The organism is Streptomyces sp. NPDC002994 (assembly GCF_040611155.1).
GTDB lineage: Bacteria > Actinomycetota > Actinomycetes > Streptomycetales > Streptomycetaceae > Streptomyces.
Map to the genome: position 1 here is coordinate 254,802 of NZ_JBEXNQ010000006.1, position 15,275 is coordinate 270,076.

A 15,275-nucleotide genomic window follows, 5' to 3' on the forward strand; every position below is an offset into this window, starting at 1 on the left:
GGAACGTACGATCTGCAACCGTGCAAGGTTCGGTGAACTCTTCCCGTCGCGGCCGTCGCTCCCCCACCATGGGCGGCATGCCGCTCAATGACATGCCCTGGTGGCGCTGGCGCACGAACGTGCGATCGGCGCTGCACATGCTCTCCGACCCCGTCTTCCAGCAGGAGTGCTGGCTGGCAGGTCTCGAGGGCTACGGAGACGTGACAGATGCCGTGTACCGGCTGGTGGAGGACACCTGGCTGGACAACTGGTCGGCCGAGAAGTACGTCGGCACGATATTCCGGGACTCCCAGGAGGCGTCGCTCGTCGACGTCGCCGTCCTGCGGGTGCTGAAGATCATGCATCAGGTGGGTGCGGACGCGCCCGTGTCGGCGTACCTCGAACACCACGCCTGGCCCGAAGCGGTACGGGCGGCCCGCGAGGCGCACGTACGGCTGGCGGCCAACGACGGCGAGGATCCGGACACGGCGCCACGCACGCTCGAGGTCATCCGGATTCTGACCAGAGCGGCCTGACCCCCGCCGGATATGGAATCCTCGGGGCATGAGCGACCCGCGCCCCGCCCCTTCGTCAGACCGGTCCTCCCCGGACCAGTACGTCCTCACCCTCTCCTGCCCGGACAAAAAGGGCATTGTGCACGCCGTGTCGAGTTACCTCTTCATGACCGGCTGCAACATCGAGGACAGCCAGCAGTTCGGCGACCACGACACGGGTCTGTTCTTCATGCGGGTCCACTTCACGGCGGACGCCCCGGTGACCGTAGAGAAGCTGCGCGCCAGCTTCGCCGCGATCGGTGACTCCTTCCGGATGGACTGGCAGATCCACCGCCCGGAGCAGCGGATGCGGGTCGTGCTCATGGTCAGCAAGTTCGGGCACTGCCTGAACGACCTGCTCTTCAGGACGCGGATCGGCGCCCTGCCGGTGGAGATCGCGGCGGTCGTCTCGAACCACACGGACTTCGCCGAGCTGGTCGGCTCGTACGACATTCCCTTCCACCACATTCCGGTGACGCGGGACAACAAGGCGGAGGCGGAGGCGCAGCTCCTCGAGCTCGTACGCTCGGAGAACGTCGAGCTGGTCGTCCTCGCCCGCTACATGCAGGTCCTCTCGGACGACCTGTGCAAGCAGCTGAGCGGCCGGATCATCAACATTCACCACTCCTTCCTGCCGAGCTTCAAGGGTGCGAAGCCGTACCACCAGGCGCACGCGCGCGGTGTGAAGCTCATCGGGGCGACGGCGCACTACGTGACGGCCGACCTCGACGAGGGGCCGATCATCGAGCAGGAGGTCGAGCGGGTGGGCCACGACGTGACGCCGGAGCAGCTGGTGGCGATCGGGCGGGACGTGGAGTGCCAGGCGCTGGCGCGGGCGGTGAAGTGGCACAGCGAGCACCGCGTGCTGCTCAACGGCCGCCGCACGGTGGTCTTCGCGTAGGCGCCTGCCGGTCGCGGCTACAGGCGGCTCAGTGACGCCGCCGCGAAGAGCACGTCGCGGATGGCCTCCCGGTCGCCGTTCTGGCCCGCCGCCGCCTCTTCGGGCGGTACGTGGCCCGATGCCAGCTGGCAGAATTCGACGCCGTCCAGAGCGACATGGGCCACCTGGTGGGCGGGGGAGCCGACCGCCGCAGGGGAGTCCAGCGCGATGTACCAGTCGCCGCCGCCCGCCCCCTCGATCTCCAGGTGGAGCGAGCGGCCGGGCGACCCCGCGGTCACCAGGCTCTGGGACGGGGCCGCGAGACCTGCCCTGCGGCGGGCCGCGAGGGTGGCCGGGATCAGCCGCGCGGCCAGGTCGATCATGCTGTTGAGATGCGCGGCGGCCGGCGGTTCGTACGGATAGTCCACCGCGTCCGCGATGTCCCCCGCGTGCACCCAGCACTCGAACGCCCGGTCCAGCAGCGCGTCGCGCAGGGGCAGGGAGAAGTCGCCGTACGACACGGAGAGCTCGGCCACCCCGCGGCCCGCGAAGGACACCGTGCGGATCAGGGCGTGGCTCTGCTCGCGCCAGGGTTCGCGGACGGTGCGGGTCGGCGGGAAGTGGGAGCCGCGCCAGTACGACTCGGTGCGCTCCGCAGGTGCTACGGGTCCTGCCGCGCCCAGCGGATCGTCGAGGCCGAGCGCCTTCGCGACCAGGCCGTCGACGCTCATCAGGTGGCCGATGACCCCGGCGACGGTGGTTTTGCGGTACGTCGCCTCCTCGCCCGTGAACCACTTGAGGCGGACCGGAGCGTGCCATTCCGCGTCGCCGATGTCCCGCAGCAGGGCGTCCAGGCGCGCCGTCTCGGCGTCGTACGGTGTGGCCCAGCCGGGGACGGGGATGCGGGCGGGCCTGCGTCCGAGGCAGCCGTCGAGCACGCGGTTGCGCAGCAGCGGGTCGAGGTCGAGGCTGCGCTCGGCGTGGAGCAGACCGACCGCGTCCCGCAGCCGCAGCGCCTCGTCCGCGCAGGGGGCGCACTCGGTGAGGTGGTCCTCGACCGCCTTGGTCTCGTCGGACGAGCACGCGGCCAGGGCCCAGGCGCCCAGCAGCGACTTGAGCACACTGTGGGAAAGGGCGGCCGGGACGGCCGGGACGGCCGGGGCGGGTGGCGGTGGGGAAGCGGACTCCAGCACTTCGCGGTCGTCCGCCGCCGCTCTGGGTGACGGTATGCGCGGAGCCCGGCCCTCCGGCGGCACGCGACCGCCCGGACCGCCCGGACCGTGCGGATCGTCCGGTCCGTGCGGCCCGCCTGCTCCATGCGGTCCCTCCGGTCCGTCGCGAGGGTCCGGACCGCTGCCCTCGGGGCCGGTCGAGCCGATCGGCCCGGTCGGTCCGCGTCCCCCGCTCACCGGTGCTGTCCGTATCCGGGCGGGGACGAGAGCCCGTCCTGGTAGCGCGGGTTCGCCGTGGACAGCAGTTGCAGCCCGAGCCGCAGCCGCCTGCGCGCCTCGTCCTCGGTGACTCCCAGGTCGGCCGCCGTCTGCCGGTAGTCCCTGCGCTGGAAGTACGCGAGCTCCAGCGCGGCCCGCAGCGGCGCCGGCATCGACGTCACGATGTAGTCCGCGCGGGCGGCGGCCGACGCCCTGCGGACCTTCTGCTCCAGCTCCTCCGATGTGCCGTCGCCACCGCCGTCCCGCAGCGCCGCCGCCTCGGTCTGCCGGAGCCGGTGCACGGCCTGCCGGTGAGTGAGCTTGGCCACCCAGGACCTCATCGAGCCCTGCTTGGGGTCGTACGCGTCCGGGTTCTCCCAGACATAGCCGAACACCTCGCGCGTGATCTGGTCGGCCGCCGCGTCGTCGTCGAGCACCCGGTGGGCCAGGCTGTGCACCAGCGAGGCGAACCTGTCGTACAGCTCACCGAGCGCCGCCGCCTCGCCGCGTGCGAGCCGCTGCTGCATCCTGCGGTCCCAGCGAGGTGGTGCGTCCTTCGCCATGCGGCCCCCAACCCTGTGCGCCTGCCCACCGTGTGCCCCTCGTCACTTCCTTCGAATGTAGTGCGACCCACTGACAACGCATGCCCCTTTACGGTAAGTGAGTCCGCGCCCCGGCGCCGGGATGATAATGATCGGGCCTCCGGCCTCTCCAAGACGGTGTGTTTCATGGGAGTGCGGCGGGGCAGCCGCGAGAGATGGAAGCACTACTTCCGCATCAGCAGAACGAAAGGTCCAGACGCGTGACGCTGAAGGTGATCGAGGCCGAGCACAACGCCTGGGCCGTACTGCACGTTTCCGGAGAGCTGGACCTGGTGACCTCCCCCGCGGTCCGCCAGCACGTTCACGACGCCGTCGCGAAGGGCCGCCACCGCGTGGTCCTCGACCTCTCCGAGGTCTTCTTCTGCGACTCCAGCGGGGTCGGCGTCATGATCGCCGCCCGCCGCCTGATGCACTCCTGCGGCGGCGAGCTGCGGCTGATACTGCCCGCTCGCGGATCCGTCGACGGTTCGCTCGTCAACCGGGTGCTCGCCGCCCTCGGAGTACGCCGCCTCTTCGAGGTCTATCCCGACGTGGCCACGGCCGCGGACGACAAAGCGCAGGCTCTCTCCGCCTGAGAATGCTTCGGTTGGCCCGCCCACGTCGTACCCTCCCCCCTATGGACAGCGCAGAGTACGAGCGCAAGACAGCAGCCCGTTTCGCGAGTTTCGACCAGGACGGCAACGGATACATCGACCGCGAGGACTTCAGCGCCGCCGCGGCGGCCCTGCTGGCCGAGTTCGGGACGACGGCCCGGTGCGACAAGGGGCAGGCGCTCTACATGGGGGCCGAGGCCTTCTGGCAGGGCATGGCCGGTATCGCCGACGTGGACGGCGACCAGCGGGTCACCCGTGAGGAGTTCGTCACGGGTGCGGTGAAGCGGCTGGCGGACAACCCACAGCGGTTCGCCGAGATCGCCCGCCCGTTCCTGCACGCGGCGATCGCCGTAGCGGCAGAGGCGGACGGCGGGGGCGTAACTCCGCAGGCAGCGGGGCGGGTCCTGCGCGTGCTGGGTGTGGCGGGGGACAGAGCGCAGGCCGTCGCGGCGGCGCTCGACGCGGACGGTGACGGACTGATCAGCGAGGAAGAGATCCTGACCTCTTTCGCCGCGTACTACACGACACCCGGACCGGAAGCGTAGGCCTGCCGGGCCTACTGGCCCACGGGCCCTACTGGGCCTGTGAATAGCGTTCACGCAGCTTGTACTTGAGGACCTTGCGCAGCGTCTCGTTGCGCGGCAGCGCGTCCACGACTTCAAGCTGCTCGGGCAGTTTGTGTACGGACAGCCCCTGCGCCCGCAGATACGCGGTGACCTCCTCCAGGGTCAGCGGTGCGGCGCCAGGGGGCTGTTCGACGACGGCGCACACCCGCTCGCCGCGCGCCGCGTCCGGCAGTCCCACCACGGCCGCGTCTGCCACGCCCGGGTGCCGGTGGAGGAGGTCCTCGATCTCCTTGGCCGAGATGTTCTCGCCCTTGCGGATGATGATGTCCTTCAGCCGCCCGGTGAGCACCAGATGGCCGGTCGCGGTGAGGTGCCCGACGTCACCGGTGATGAGGAAGCCGTCCTGGTCGAAGGCGGCAGCGTCGTGGGCCGGTTCCAGGTAGCCCCGGCACACGGCTTCGCCGCGCAGCCGCACCTCCCCGTCGGTGCCCGTCGGCAGGGGCGTGCCGTCCTCGGCGGTGATGCGTATCTCCATGCCCGCGGGCGGCCGGCCCTCCGTCGTCGCCAGGTGGTCGGCGGTGTCGTCCGGGGCGCCCATCGTGATCATCGGGACCTCGGTCATGCCGTAGCCGTGGGTCAACTGGCAGCCCATCTCGCGTACGACGGCGTGGTAGATGTCCGGCGGTTTGGGCGCCCCGCCGCCTGCGAGCAGCCGCAGGGTGGGGACGATTTTGTGGGACGGGTCTTTTCTCTGCTCGGTCAGGAACATCGAATAGAAGGCGGTGGACCCGCCCGCGACCGTGACGCCGTGCCTGCGGTAGCCGTCAAGCGCGGCGGGCATCGCGAAGTGCTCGAAGAGGACGGCGGGAAAGCCGTACAGGAGCAGCATCACCAGATAGTCCGGGCCGCCGATGTGCGCGTACGGGAACGCTATGGAGCCGATGTCGTCCTGGGACAGCCGCAGAGTGTGCGCCAGGCACGAGCCGCCCGCTATCAGCGAACGGTCGGTGTGCAGGACGCCCTTGGGGTCGGACGTCGTCCCTGAGGTCCAGTAGATCCAGCGAACCGTGGTGCCGTCGGAAGGCGGCTCCGGGAGCGTTCCCGGGTCCCCGTCCGGAACGTTCCCGTACGCCTCGAAAACGCCCCGCGCGCCGAGCCGGTGCGCCATCTCCGTATGGTCAAAACCGCGCCACTGTCCCGGGACCGCGAAGAAGTCCGCCTTTGACTCCCGCAGCGCGAAGCCGACTTCGCGCTCCCGGTAGAACGGGATGACCGGCGACTGTACGGCGCCGAGCCTGGCCAGGGCCACGGACAGGAGCACCGTTTCGATCCTGGTCGGCAGCTGCCAGGCGACCACACTTCCGGGGCGCACCCCCAGCCCGTACAGCCCCGCCGCGACGCGCTCGGCGCGGTCCCTGAGCTCGCCGAAGGTGAGGGCGCGGTCGACGCCGTCGACGCCGTCGTCCTGGAGCAGCGCGGGCCGACGCGGTGTGAGCGTGGCGCGGCGGTCGACGAGTTCCCAGAGCGTACGGGAGGCGCTCAGCGCGTGCGCGGTGTCGGTCGCGGTGTCGGTCACGGCAGTCCCCTCACAGCTGACGAAGCTGACGGACAGTCAGATTGTCCGGAGAGCGTAGGGCGCTGCGCCTTGTCGGTCCAGGGGCGCGGGGCTAGCCTGATATCTGACGGGTCATCAGAAACGCGGGATCGCGAACGCCGGAGGACACACCATGGAACTGCCTCGGATTGTCAGCGTCGACGACCATGTGATCGAACCGGCGCACCTCTTCGAGACCTGGCTTCCGGCGAAGTACCGCGAGCGCGGCCCCAAGCCGCTGACCGCCGGAATCGGTGACCTCGCCTACGTGGCGGGCAAGTACCGGATCACGATGGATCCCGACGGCCCGCCCACCGACTGGTGGATCTACGAGGACCTCAAGTTCCCGTACAAGCGCAACATCGCCGCCGTCGGCTTCGACCGCGACGACATGACCCTGGAGGGCATCACCCGCGCGGAGATGCGGCGAGGCTGCTGGGACCCCAAGGCGAGGCTCGCCGACATGGACCTCAACCATGTCGAGGCCTCCCTGTGCTTCCCGACCTTCCCCCGCTTCTGCGGGCAGACCTTCGCGGAAGCGCACGACAAAGAGGTCGCCCTCGCCTGCGTGCGCGCGTACAACGACTGGATGGTGGAGGAGTGGTGCGGCGACAGCGGGGGCCGGCTGATCCCGCTGTGCATCATCCCGCTGTGGGACATCGGCCTGGCCGTCGCCGAGGTCAAACGCAACGCGGAACGGGGCGTACGGGCGGTCACCTTCAGTGAGATCCCGACGTACCTGGGACTGCCGTCCATCCACTCCGGCCACTGGGACCCCTTCTTCGCCATCTGCGAGGAGACCGGCACGGTCGTCAACATGCACATCGGGTCCTCCTCGCAGATGCCCGCCGCTTCCCCGGACGCCCCGCCGGCGGTCCAGGCCGCCCTCAGCTTCAACAACGCCATGGCCTCGATGATGGACTTCCTCTTCAGCGGCGTACTGGTGAAGTTCCCGCGCCTCAAGCTGGCCTACAGCGAGGGTCAGATGGGCTGGATTCCGTACGCCCTGGAGCGCGCCGACGACGTGTGGGAGGAGCACCGCGCGTGGGGCGGCGTCCGGGACCTGATCCCCGAGCCCCCTTCGACGTACTACTACCGGCAGATGTTCTGCTGTTTCTTCCGCGACAAGCACGGCGTCGCTTCCCTGGACGTCGTCGGCCGCGACAACGCCACCTTCGAGACCGACTATCCGCACGTCGACTCGACGTTCCCGCACACGAAGGAAGTCGCGCTCGATCACGTGAAGGGCCTCGACGACGAGACCGTCTACAAGCTGATGCGCGGCAACGCCATCCGCATGCTCGGCCTCGACCTGGACCGCGACCGCGTCCCCGCCGCCGCCCGCGCCCGCTGATGGACCTCACCTACAGCGAGGAGGAAGAGGACTTCAGGGCGCGCCTGCGCGAGTGGCTGGCGGCCACGCTGCCCGGTCTGCCGCCCCGGCCCGACCCGCTGGACTGGCCGGGACGGCGCGCGTACGACACGGCGTGGCAGCGCCGGCTGTACGACGCCGGGTACGCGGGGCTGCACTGGCCCGCCGACGCGGGCGGGCGCGGCGCCACCCCCACACAGCATCTGATCTTCCTGGAGGAGACCGAGCTGGCCGGGGCGCCCTACGTCGGCGCGAACTTCGTGGGCCTGCTGCACGCGGGACCCACCATCGCCGCCGAAGGAACCCGGGAACAGCACGCACGCTGGCTGCCGCCGATCCTGCGCGGCGACGAGGTCTGGTGCCAGGGCTTCAGCGAACCGGACGCCGGCTCGGACCTCGCGTCGCTGCGCACCCGGGCGGTGCGGGACGGGGACACGTACATCGTCACCGGATCGAAGATCTGGACCTCGCACGCGGAGGTCGCCGACTGGTGCGAGCTGCTGGTACGCACCGAGGCGGTGAGCGCGGACGTTCCCAAGCACCGGGGCATCACCTGGCTCGCCATGCCGATGAACGCTCCGGGGGTGACCGTAAGACCGTTGCGAACGCTCACGGGAACGGCCGAATTCGCGGAGATGTTCCTCGACGAAGTGCGCATACCGGTCACCCACCGCGTAGGGGACGAGAACGACGGCTGGCGCGTCACCATGGTCACCCTCTCCTTCGAGCGGGGCACGGCCTTCGTCGGCGAGGTCGTCGCCTGCCGCCGCACGCTGCGGGCACTCGCCGCGGCCGCTCGCGGGAACGGCCGTTGGGACGACCAGGAAGTGCGCCGCACCCTGGGGCGCCTGAACGCCGAATTCACCGCTCTGTGGCGGCTCACCCAGTGGAACGTCAGCGAAGCGCAGCACACGGGAAGCGAAAAGAGCGTTCCCGGGAACGGCGGTTCCCTCTTCAAGCTGCGCTACTCGCACGCCCGTCAGGAGCTGTACGACGCTGCCGCGCGGGTACTCGGCCCCGGTTCCCTGGACCTGTCGCACGACTGGACCCTGGACCGGTTGTCGTCGCTCTCGTACACGATCACCGCGGGCACGTCCCAGATCCAGCAGAACATCGTCGCCGAGCGCATCCTCGGCCTTCCCAAGGGGCGCTGACGTAACGATGGACTTCCGTCTCACCGACGACCAGCGTGCGCTCCGGGCGGGCGTACGGGAACTCCTCCAAAGGCGCTTCGGGCGCGAGCGGCTGCGGGCGGCGGTCGACAAGCCGGGCCGGGGCCCGGACGCCCTGGACCGGGAGCTGTGGCGGGAGCTCGGCGACGCCGGGTTCTTCGCGCTGCGGCTGCCCGAGGAGGACGGCGGAGTGGGCCTCGGCCTGCCCGAAGCGGTCCTCGCCTTCGAGGAGGCGGGCCGCGCGCTGCTCCCGGGCCCCCTAGTGGCCACGCACCTCGCGGCCGGCACGGTTGTGGGAGCGGCCACCGGCGAGAGCGTGGTGACGAGGGTGGACGGCGAACTGGTGGAGTGGCTGGACGCGTCCGATCACGTTCTCGGGAACGCTTCGGGGGCCGTGCCCGTACGCTCCGTGGACCCGCTGACGCCGCTCCACCGCGTGCCCGGGAACGCTCCGGGGCGCGTGCCCGGGAACGTTCCTGAGAGCGTTCCCGGGACCGTTCCCGAGGCCGCCCTTCTTACCGCCGCCGAACAGCTCGGCAGCGCGGCCCGTACCACTGAGGCAGCCGTCCAATACGCGCGCGAGCGCGAACAGTTCGGTCGGCCCATCGGCGCCTTCCAGGCGGTCAAGCAGCTGTGCGCGCAGATGCTGGTACGTGCGGAGGTGGCCCGCGGCGCGGTGTACGGGGCCGCGGTGACCGGTGACCCGGTGGAGATCGCCGGGGCCAAGCTGCTCGCCGACGAGGCGGCGGTCCGTAACGCCCGTGACTGCCTCCAGGTGTACGGAGGCATGGGCTTCACCTGGGAGGCCGACGTACACCTGCATCTGAAGCGCGCGTGGGTGCGTGCCGAGCGGTGGCAGACGGCAGGGGACGCGACGGAGACGCTGGCGGCGGCGCTGCTGTGACGGAGAAGAACGGGAGGTCTGATGTGCGTTCTGTGGTCGTGCGTAAACGGGCGGTTACTCAATCCTGCGACTGGTGAGCGATTACCGTCCGTCGATATCGGGTTGTGTCCTTCGCGTGACTCGTCACGGGCCGGAGTCGGGGGTGCGCTCCGGTACCCTCCGTGGGATGCGAGTGGTTGTGATGCGCAGCTGTCCCGGCGTTGCCTTGGTGGCGACTGCGGGCCGCGAGATGTGCGCCGCTCGCGCCGTGCGGAGGCGCTGTGCGCGCCCCTGTTCGACTCCCCGCAGCGTGCGTCGCACAGTATGCACCACGCGTACTCCTTCGCGCTGGAATATGCCCGAAGCGCTTGTTGCGGTGACTGTACGTCAACCATGCTGTCCCATAAGGGAATCACGTTCCGTGACCCTGTGGAGACGCGAGGCGATGTGTCCGCCGGTTCGGATGGTGTGAGCGGTGCAGGTGCTTCAGGTGCAGTTGGAGGTAGGGGCCGACCCCGCCGAGGTGGGGCGCGCTCGGAGGTGGGCCCGCTCGCGGCTTGCCGGCTCCGGGATAAGAGTCGATGAACCGCTGGCCGAGACCTTGATCCTGCTCATCTCGGAACTGGTCACCAACGCGGTGGTGCATACGGGCTGTCCGGCCGTGCTGCGCATGCTCTTCGGCACCGCCGCCGACGGCACGGTCCGGGTCGAGGTCGCCGACGCCAGTGCCCGCCCGCCGAAGCCCCGGCACGCGGACGGCGACGACACCAACGGGCGGGGGCTGGAGCTGGTCGACGGCCTCGCCGACCGTTGGGGCTGGCAGTCCGAGGGGGCGGGCAAGCGGATCTGGTGCGAGGTGGACCGGGGGGCGCCCGTTGTTGCATCGGGGGCGTACGAGACGACTGCGTATGAGCCGTCGTGCGCTGTCACAAATAGTGCATAAGTAGCAAATCCCCGGTCAGGTGTTGACGGTTCGTGATGGTCTGATGACCCTTGGACGAGGCGATTCGCTGCGAGGGGACGCCGAGGATCTGAGCTGTGTTGTCCTTGGCGAGTGCGGGTCGTGGTTCGGCGTCAGCTCTTCGAGGGCATGGGGGGCAGGGCCTGTACGCCGGAGCCGGGTGGTGGCCCTTGTGCCGCGCTCGGGGCGTGCGGGAGTGCGTCGCCACCCGGCTGTTCACACCCCTGAGGGGGCAGAGGCCACAGGTCAGAGGATCGCTACGGGGGCGACCGGGGTGCCCGTTCCCCCGACGAACGGCTCCGGCATCGCGGAGAGCAGGAAGGCGTACCGCCCCTCCTCCGCACACGCTGTGGACAGGGCTTCCAGATTCCAGTTCTGGCCCTGGAGCATGCCCATCTCGACGAGGTCGAGGGCGTGTACGGGCAGCCACAGGTTCTCGATCTCCGGCGGGAAGATCTCGAAGGTGAGGGTGTCGTTCGCGACCGCGGCGACGTCGCGGGCGTGGAACCACTCGGGCGTACGGATGGACAGGCCCGGGGACGGGTAGCCGTAGCCGTGCTTGTCGCCCGCGAGGTAGACCTGGATCTGCCCGGTCCGTACGAGAACGATGTCGCCGGCCCGGACGGTCGTACGCGCCAGCTCCTCGGCGGCTTCGAGGTCATCCGGCGTCACCGCGTGGTCCCCGGCCAGCCGGTCCACTCCGTGCGCGCGGGCCACGTCGAGCAGCACGCCGCGTGAGACGACGTGCCGCGCCTTGTCTATGCCGCTGAAGCGGGCCCGGGTGTGGGGGGTGATGGTGGAGGCCGGGCGGCCGTTGTAGATCTTCCCCGAGTGCGAGGCGTGGGTGAGGGCGTCCCAGTGGGTGGCTGCCTGGAGTCCCATGGTCACGGCGTCGTCGCTGGTGGCGACGGTGCCGGGGCCGAAGAGCTCCTGGTTGATCTGGACCATGGAGTGGAGCGGGTTGACGCGGCCCGGGATCAGGCCTGTCTGTACGCCGTCCTGGTCGAGGGGGAGCGCGAGGGGTATGCGGCGGCCGGTGCGGATGGTGGTGGTGGCGGCGGTGCGTACGACTTCGTCGGTGATGAGGTTGAGGGTGCCGATCTCGTCCTCGGCGCCCCAACGGCCCCAGTTGTTCACGCGCTTGGCGATGTCGTGGAACTCGGCCGGCAGTGACATGGGGCCTCCTCGTGCTCGGGGCTTGTGCTCGGGCGACTGGGTGCGCCTAAAATCTAACGGTCCGTCAGAAACCTCGGGAAGGGGCCGGACGTGGGGAACTTCTTGGCAGGCAAGGTCGTCGCCGTGACAGGTGCCGGGCGCGGCATCGGGCGGGCGGTGGCTCTGGCCTGCGCGGCCGAGGGGGCGCGCGTCGTCGTCAACGACTACGGCGTCTCGATGGAGGGCTCGGAGCCGACGAGTGAAGTCGCCGAGGCGGTGGTGAAGGAGATCGCGGCGGCGGGCGGCGATGCGGTCGCTGTCGCGGACGACGTCTCGACGATGGCGGGCGGGCAGCGGATCGTCGATGTGGCGCTGGCGCGGTACGGGCGGGTGGATGGGGTGGTGTGCGTCGCGGGGATTCTGCGCGAGCGGATGCTTTTCAACATGGCGGAGGGGGAGTGGGATCCGGTTATCGCGACGCACTTGAAGGGGACGTTCACGGTCTTTCGGGCGGCGTCGGCGGTGATGCGGAAGCAGGGGGGCGGGACGCTGATCGGTTTCACGAGCGGCAACCACCAGGGGAGCGTCGCCCAGGCCAACTACAGCGCGGCGAAGGGCGGGATCATCTCGCTCGTGCGGAGCGCGGCGCTCGGGCTGCACAAGTACGGGGTTACGGCCAACGCGGTGGCTCCGGTGGCGCGTACGCGGATGTCCGCGAACGTACCGATGGAGCTGAAGGAAATCGGGGAGCCGGAGGATGTGGCGGCGCTCGTCGTGTATTTGCTCTCCGAGCGGGCGCGGGAAGAAGGGATCACCGGGCAGGTCTATACGGTCGCCGGTCCGAAGATCGCGGTGTGGGCGCAGCCGAGGGAATTGCGGGCGGGGTACGCGGAGGGCGGGGCGTGGACGCCGGAGCGGATCGCGGACTTTTTGCCGGGGACGGTGGGGGTGGATCCGATGCCGATGCTGGCGCGGGTGGAGGCGATGGCTGAGGCGGCGTCCAGGAAGGCGCGGCCCAACGCGTGACGGGTGGGTGGCGGTCGGCCCCGGCTGGGGGGTTCCGCTGCGCGGGGCGGGGCGGGGCGGGGCGTGCGCGTGCGGGTGTCGGTGTGCGGGGGCGGGCCGCTGCGCGGGCATTCCCCTACCCGCCCCTTCCCGCTGTGACACTTTGCGGCTCCGCCGCGTGAGGGGCTCCGCCCCAGACCCCGCTCCTCAAACGCCGGAGGGGCTGGATTTGGCTGACGCGCATTTCGGAGTACGGCAACGCAACGAACAGGAGACCCCACCGTGGACTTCGCCTTCGGCGCCGACGACGACGCGTTCAGGAGTGACGCCCGCGAGTGGCTCGCCGCGCATCGCGGGGACGCCGTCGGCCGGGCCTGGGAGCGGGAGCTCGGCGGTGGGGGGTGGATCGGCATCGGGTGGGAGGACGGCGGGGCGTACGGCAGCCGGCGGGCCGGCCTCACCCAGCAGGTCGTCTGGGCCGAGGAGTACGCCCGCGCCCGCGCCCCCGCCAGAGCCGGGCACATCGGGGAAAACCTGCTGGCCCCCACCCTCATCGCCTATGGGAGCGACGCCCAGAGGCAGCGGTTCCTGCCCGCGATCGCGCGCGGCGAGGAGCTCTGGTGCCAGGGGTACAGCGAGCCCGGCGCCGGGTCGGACCTGGCCGGGGTGCGCACCGTCGCCGTACGGGACGGGGACGCGTACCGCGTCACTGGACAGAAGATCTGGACCTCCCTCGCCCAGGACGCCGACTGGTGCTTCGTCCTGGCCAGGACCGGCGCACACACCGTGCGCCACCGCGGGCTGTCGTTTCTGCTCGTGCCGATGGATCAGCCGGGGCGTGTCGAGGTGCGGCCCATCCGGCAGATGACCGGGACCAGCGAGTTCAACGAGGTGTTCTTCGACGGGGCCCTGGCCCGCGATGTGGTGGGCGGGGAAGGCAACGGCTGGCGCGTGGCCATGGGCCTGCTCGCGCTGGAGCGCGGAGTGTCCACGCTCGTGCAGCAGATCGGGTTCGCTGAGGAGCTGAGGGAGGTCGTGCGGCTCGCCGTCGAGGCGGGGGAGTGGGGTGGAGGCGCCGGGGATCCCGTCGTACGCGCCCGGCTCGTCCGGCTGTGGGCCGAGCTGCACACCATGCGCGCCAACGCCCTGCGCACGCTGGGCACTTCGGGTGGCGGCCCCGGCGCCCCCAGCGTCGCCAAGCTCCTCTGGGGCGGCTGGCACCAGCGGCTCGGTGAACTCGCCGTTCAGGTGCGGGGCGCGGCCGCGACGGTCGGGCCGTACGACTGGGACGAGGAGCGGCCGTACGAACTCGACCCCCTGCAAAAGCTGTTCCTCTTCAGCCGGGCCGACACCATCTACGGCGGCTCCGACGAAATTCAGCGCAACATCATCGCCGAGCGCGTGCTCGGCCTACCGAGGGAGTCGGCATGAGGGGCGGCATGCGAGGTGTTGTGTTTGACGGGAAGGCGGTTCAGGTCGTCGATGACCTGGAGATACGTGACCCGGGGCCCGGCGAGGTCATGGTCGCCGTCGGCGCGGCCGGGCTGTGTCACAGCGATCTGTCGGTCATCGACGGGACGATCCCCTTCCCGTCCCCCGTCGTACTCGGGCACGAAGGCGCGGGAGTCGTCGAGGCGGTCGGCGCAGGGGTGACGCATGTCGTGCCCGGTGATCACGTGTCGCTGTCGACCATCGCCAACTGCGGGGCCTGCGCGGAGTGCGGCCGTGGCCGGCCGACGATGTGCCGCAAGGCGATCGGGATGCCCGGGCAGCCCTTCTCGCGCCGCGGCGGCGATCCGCTCTACCAGTTCGCGTCCACCTCCACCTTCGCCGAGCGCACCATCGTCAAAGCCGTCCAGGCCGTCAAGATCCCGAACGACATCCCGCTGACCTCGGCCGCACTCATCGGCTGCGGCGTCGTGACGGGCGTGGGCGCCGCGCTGAACCGGGCGAAGGTCGGCCTCGGGGACACCGTCGTCGTCATCGGGACGGGCGGGATCGGGCTGAACGTCATCCAAGGCGCCCGTATCGCCGGGGCGTCGGCCATCGTCGCCGTCGATTCCAATCCGGCCAAGGAGGCGGTCGCGCGGCAGTTCGGCGCGACGCACTTCCTTCTGTCGGCCGACGACGCGGATGCGGTACGGGAGATCCTGCCGACCGGCGCCGACCACGCCTTCGAGTGCGTCGGCAAGACCGCACTGATTCGGCAGGCGATCGACCTGCTCGACCGGCACGGGCAGGCGGTGCTGCTCGGCGTACCGGCCGCGACGGCCGAGGCGTCGTTCCTCGTCTCCTCGATGTACCTGGACAAGTCGATCCTCGGCTGTCGGTACGGTTCTTCGCGCCCGCAGCGGGACATCGCGCTGTACGCCGAGCTGTACCGGGAGGGCCGGCTTCTGCTCGACGAGCTGGTGACGGAGACGTATCCGGTGGAGGACTTCGCGAAGGCGGCGGACGACGCGCACCACGGGCGCGTGGCGCGCGGGGTGCTCACGTTCTAGCCTCACGTTCTAGCCTCACGTTCTAGCC

At 70.4% G+C, this 15,275-nt stretch carries 15 protein-coding genes; 11 read left to right on the forward strand and 4 right to left on the reverse strand.

Annotated elements, in window-relative coordinates; genetic code table 11:
- The first annotated feature begins 68 nt into the window (after nucleotides 1-68).
- Together ABZX79_RS10270 and purU are read left to right on the forward strand one after the other, a co-directional pair.
- Nucleotides 69-515 carry a hypothetical protein gene (locus ABZX79_RS10270; RefSeq protein ID WP_355254310.1) on the forward strand — a complete coding sequence of 149 codons (447 nt, stop codon included), beginning with the start codon at nucleotides 69-71 and terminating at the stop codon, nucleotides 513-515.
- Between the two features lie 28 nt (nucleotides 516-543).
- On the forward strand, nucleotides 544-1,434 hold the full coding sequence (gene purU / locus ABZX79_RS10275) for a formyltetrahydrofolate deformylase (RefSeq protein WP_355254162.1): 891 nt from the start codon (nucleotides 544-546) through the stop codon (nucleotides 1,432-1,434).
- 17 nt (nucleotides 1,435-1,451) lie between these two features.
- Here purU and ABZX79_RS10280 read toward each other — a convergent pair whose 3' ends face one another.
- A complete protein-coding gene (locus ABZX79_RS10280; protein ID WP_355254164.1) occupies nucleotides 1,452-2,669 on the reverse strand; it encodes a maleylpyruvate isomerase N-terminal domain-containing protein in 1,218 nt (405 codons plus the stop codon).
- Nucleotides 2,670-2,818: 149 nt separating this feature from the next.
- A complete protein-coding gene (locus ABZX79_RS10285; RefSeq protein ID WP_355254166.1) occupies nucleotides 2,819-3,406 on the reverse strand; it encodes a sigma-70 family RNA polymerase sigma factor in 588 nt (195 codons plus the stop codon).
- Between the two features lie 239 nt (nucleotides 3,407-3,645).
- Between ABZX79_RS10285 and ABZX79_RS10290 the strand changes: the two genes are divergently transcribed.
- Nucleotides 3,646-4,020, forward strand: coding sequence for an STAS domain-containing protein (locus ABZX79_RS10290; RefSeq protein ID WP_355254168.1), 375 nt, complete (start codon nucleotides 3,646-3,648; stop codon nucleotides 4,018-4,020).
- A gap of 41 nt (nucleotides 4,021-4,061) precedes the next feature.
- The gene (locus ABZX79_RS10295) at nucleotides 4,062-4,583 is read left to right on the forward strand and encodes an EF-hand domain-containing protein (RefSeq protein ID WP_355254170.1); all 522 of its coding nucleotides are present in this window, start codon (nucleotides 4,062-4,064) and stop codon (nucleotides 4,581-4,583) included.
- Between the two features lie 28 nt (nucleotides 4,584-4,611).
- On the opposite strand, the gene ABZX79_RS10300 is transcribed toward ABZX79_RS10295, so the two are convergent.
- Nucleotides 4,612-6,180: an AMP-binding protein gene (locus ABZX79_RS10300; RefSeq protein WP_355254172.1), complete on the reverse strand. Its 1,569-nt coding sequence runs from the start codon at nucleotides 6,178-6,180 to the stop codon at nucleotides 4,612-4,614.
- 151 nt (nucleotides 6,181-6,331) lie between these two features.
- Between ABZX79_RS10300 and ABZX79_RS10305 the strand changes: the two genes are divergently transcribed.
- The 4 genes from ABZX79_RS10305 (at nucleotide 6,332) to ABZX79_RS10320 (ending at nucleotide 10,568) form a co-directional block, all read left to right on the forward strand.
- A complete protein-coding gene (locus ABZX79_RS10305) occupies nucleotides 6,332-7,552 on the forward strand; it encodes an amidohydrolase family protein (protein WP_355254174.1) in 1,221 nt (406 codons plus the stop codon).
- Nucleotides 7,552-8,724, forward strand: a complete 1,173-nt coding sequence (locus tag ABZX79_RS10310) for an acyl-CoA dehydrogenase family protein (RefSeq protein WP_355254176.1) — start codon at nucleotides 7,552-7,554, stop codon at nucleotides 8,722-8,724. Before ABZX79_RS10305 ends, ABZX79_RS10310 begins: the two co-directional genes overlap by 1 nt.
- Before the next feature lie 7 nt (nucleotides 8,725-8,731).
- On the forward strand, nucleotides 8,732-9,646 hold the full coding sequence (locus tag ABZX79_RS10315; protein ID WP_355254178.1) for an acyl-CoA dehydrogenase family protein: 915 nt from the start codon (nucleotides 8,732-8,734) through the stop codon (nucleotides 9,644-9,646).
- A gap of 454 nt (nucleotides 9,647-10,100) precedes the next feature.
- Nucleotides 10,101-10,568: an ATP-binding protein gene (locus ABZX79_RS10320; protein ID WP_355254180.1), complete on the forward strand. Its 468-nt coding sequence runs from the start codon at nucleotides 10,101-10,103 to the stop codon at nucleotides 10,566-10,568.
- Nucleotides 10,569-10,832: 264 nt separating this feature from the next.
- Here ABZX79_RS10320 and ABZX79_RS10325 read toward each other — a convergent pair whose 3' ends face one another.
- Complete coding sequence (locus ABZX79_RS10325) at nucleotides 10,833-11,762, reverse strand: cyclase family protein (RefSeq protein ID WP_355254182.1); 930 nt, start codon at nucleotides 11,760-11,762, stop codon at nucleotides 10,833-10,835.
- A 90-nt stretch (nucleotides 11,763-11,852) separates the two neighbouring features.
- Here ABZX79_RS10325 and ABZX79_RS10330 point away from each other — a divergent pair, with 90 nt between their 5' ends.
- The 3 genes from ABZX79_RS10330 to ABZX79_RS10340 all read left to right on the forward strand — a co-directional run bounded on the left by ABZX79_RS10330 (nucleotide 11,853) and on the right by ABZX79_RS10340 (nucleotide 15,247).
- Complete coding sequence (locus ABZX79_RS10330; RefSeq protein ID WP_355254184.1) at nucleotides 11,853-12,767, forward strand: SDR family oxidoreductase; 915 nt, start codon at nucleotides 11,853-11,855, stop codon at nucleotides 12,765-12,767.
- Between the two features lie 261 nt (nucleotides 12,768-13,028).
- The gene (locus ABZX79_RS10335) at nucleotides 13,029-14,177 is read left to right on the forward strand and encodes an acyl-CoA dehydrogenase family protein (protein WP_355254186.1); all 1,149 of its coding nucleotides are present in this window, start codon (nucleotides 13,029-13,031) and stop codon (nucleotides 14,175-14,177) included.
- A gap of 8 nt (nucleotides 14,178-14,185) precedes the next feature.
- Nucleotides 14,186-15,247 carry a Zn-dependent alcohol dehydrogenase gene (locus ABZX79_RS10340; protein ID WP_355254188.1) on the forward strand — a complete coding sequence of 354 codons (1,062 nt, stop codon included), beginning with the start codon at nucleotides 14,186-14,188 and terminating at the stop codon, nucleotides 15,245-15,247.
- Nucleotides 15,248-15,275 lie beyond the last annotated feature (28 nt).

What these genes read in the sequence shown, in the direction of transcription:
- ABZX79_RS10270 (WP_355254310.1), top strand. Translation starts at nt 69, where the DNA reads ATGGGCGGCATGCCGCTCAATGACATGCCCTGGTGGCGCTGGCGCACG.
- purU (WP_355254162.1), top strand. Translation starts at nt 544, where the DNA reads ATGAGCGACCCGCGCCCCGCCCCTTCGTCAGACCGGTCCTCCCCGGAC.
- ABZX79_RS10285 (WP_355254166.1), bottom strand. Translation starts at nt 3,406, where the DNA reads ATGGCGAAGGACGCACCACCTCGCTGGGACCGCAGGATGCAGCAGCGG.
- ABZX79_RS10295 (WP_355254170.1), top strand. Translation starts at nt 4,062, where the DNA reads ATGGACAGCGCAGAGTACGAGCGCAAGACAGCAGCCCGTTTCGCGAGT.
- ABZX79_RS10305 (WP_355254174.1), top strand. Translation starts at nt 6,332, where the DNA reads ATGGAACTGCCTCGGATTGTCAGCGTCGACGACCATGTGATCGAACCG.
- ABZX79_RS10310 (WP_355254176.1), top strand. Translation starts at nt 7,552, where the DNA reads ATGGACCTCACCTACAGCGAGGAGGAAGAGGACTTCAGGGCGCGCCTG.
- ABZX79_RS10315 (WP_355254178.1), top strand. Translation starts at nt 8,732, where the DNA reads ATGGACTTCCGTCTCACCGACGACCAGCGTGCGCTCCGGGCGGGCGTA.
- ABZX79_RS10325 (WP_355254182.1), bottom strand. Translation starts at nt 11,762, where the DNA reads ATGTCACTGCCGGCCGAGTTCCACGACATCGCCAAGCGCGTGAACAAC.
- ABZX79_RS10340 (WP_355254188.1), top strand. Translation starts at nt 14,186, where the DNA reads ATGCGAGGTGTTGTGTTTGACGGGAAGGCGGTTCAGGTCGTCGATGAC.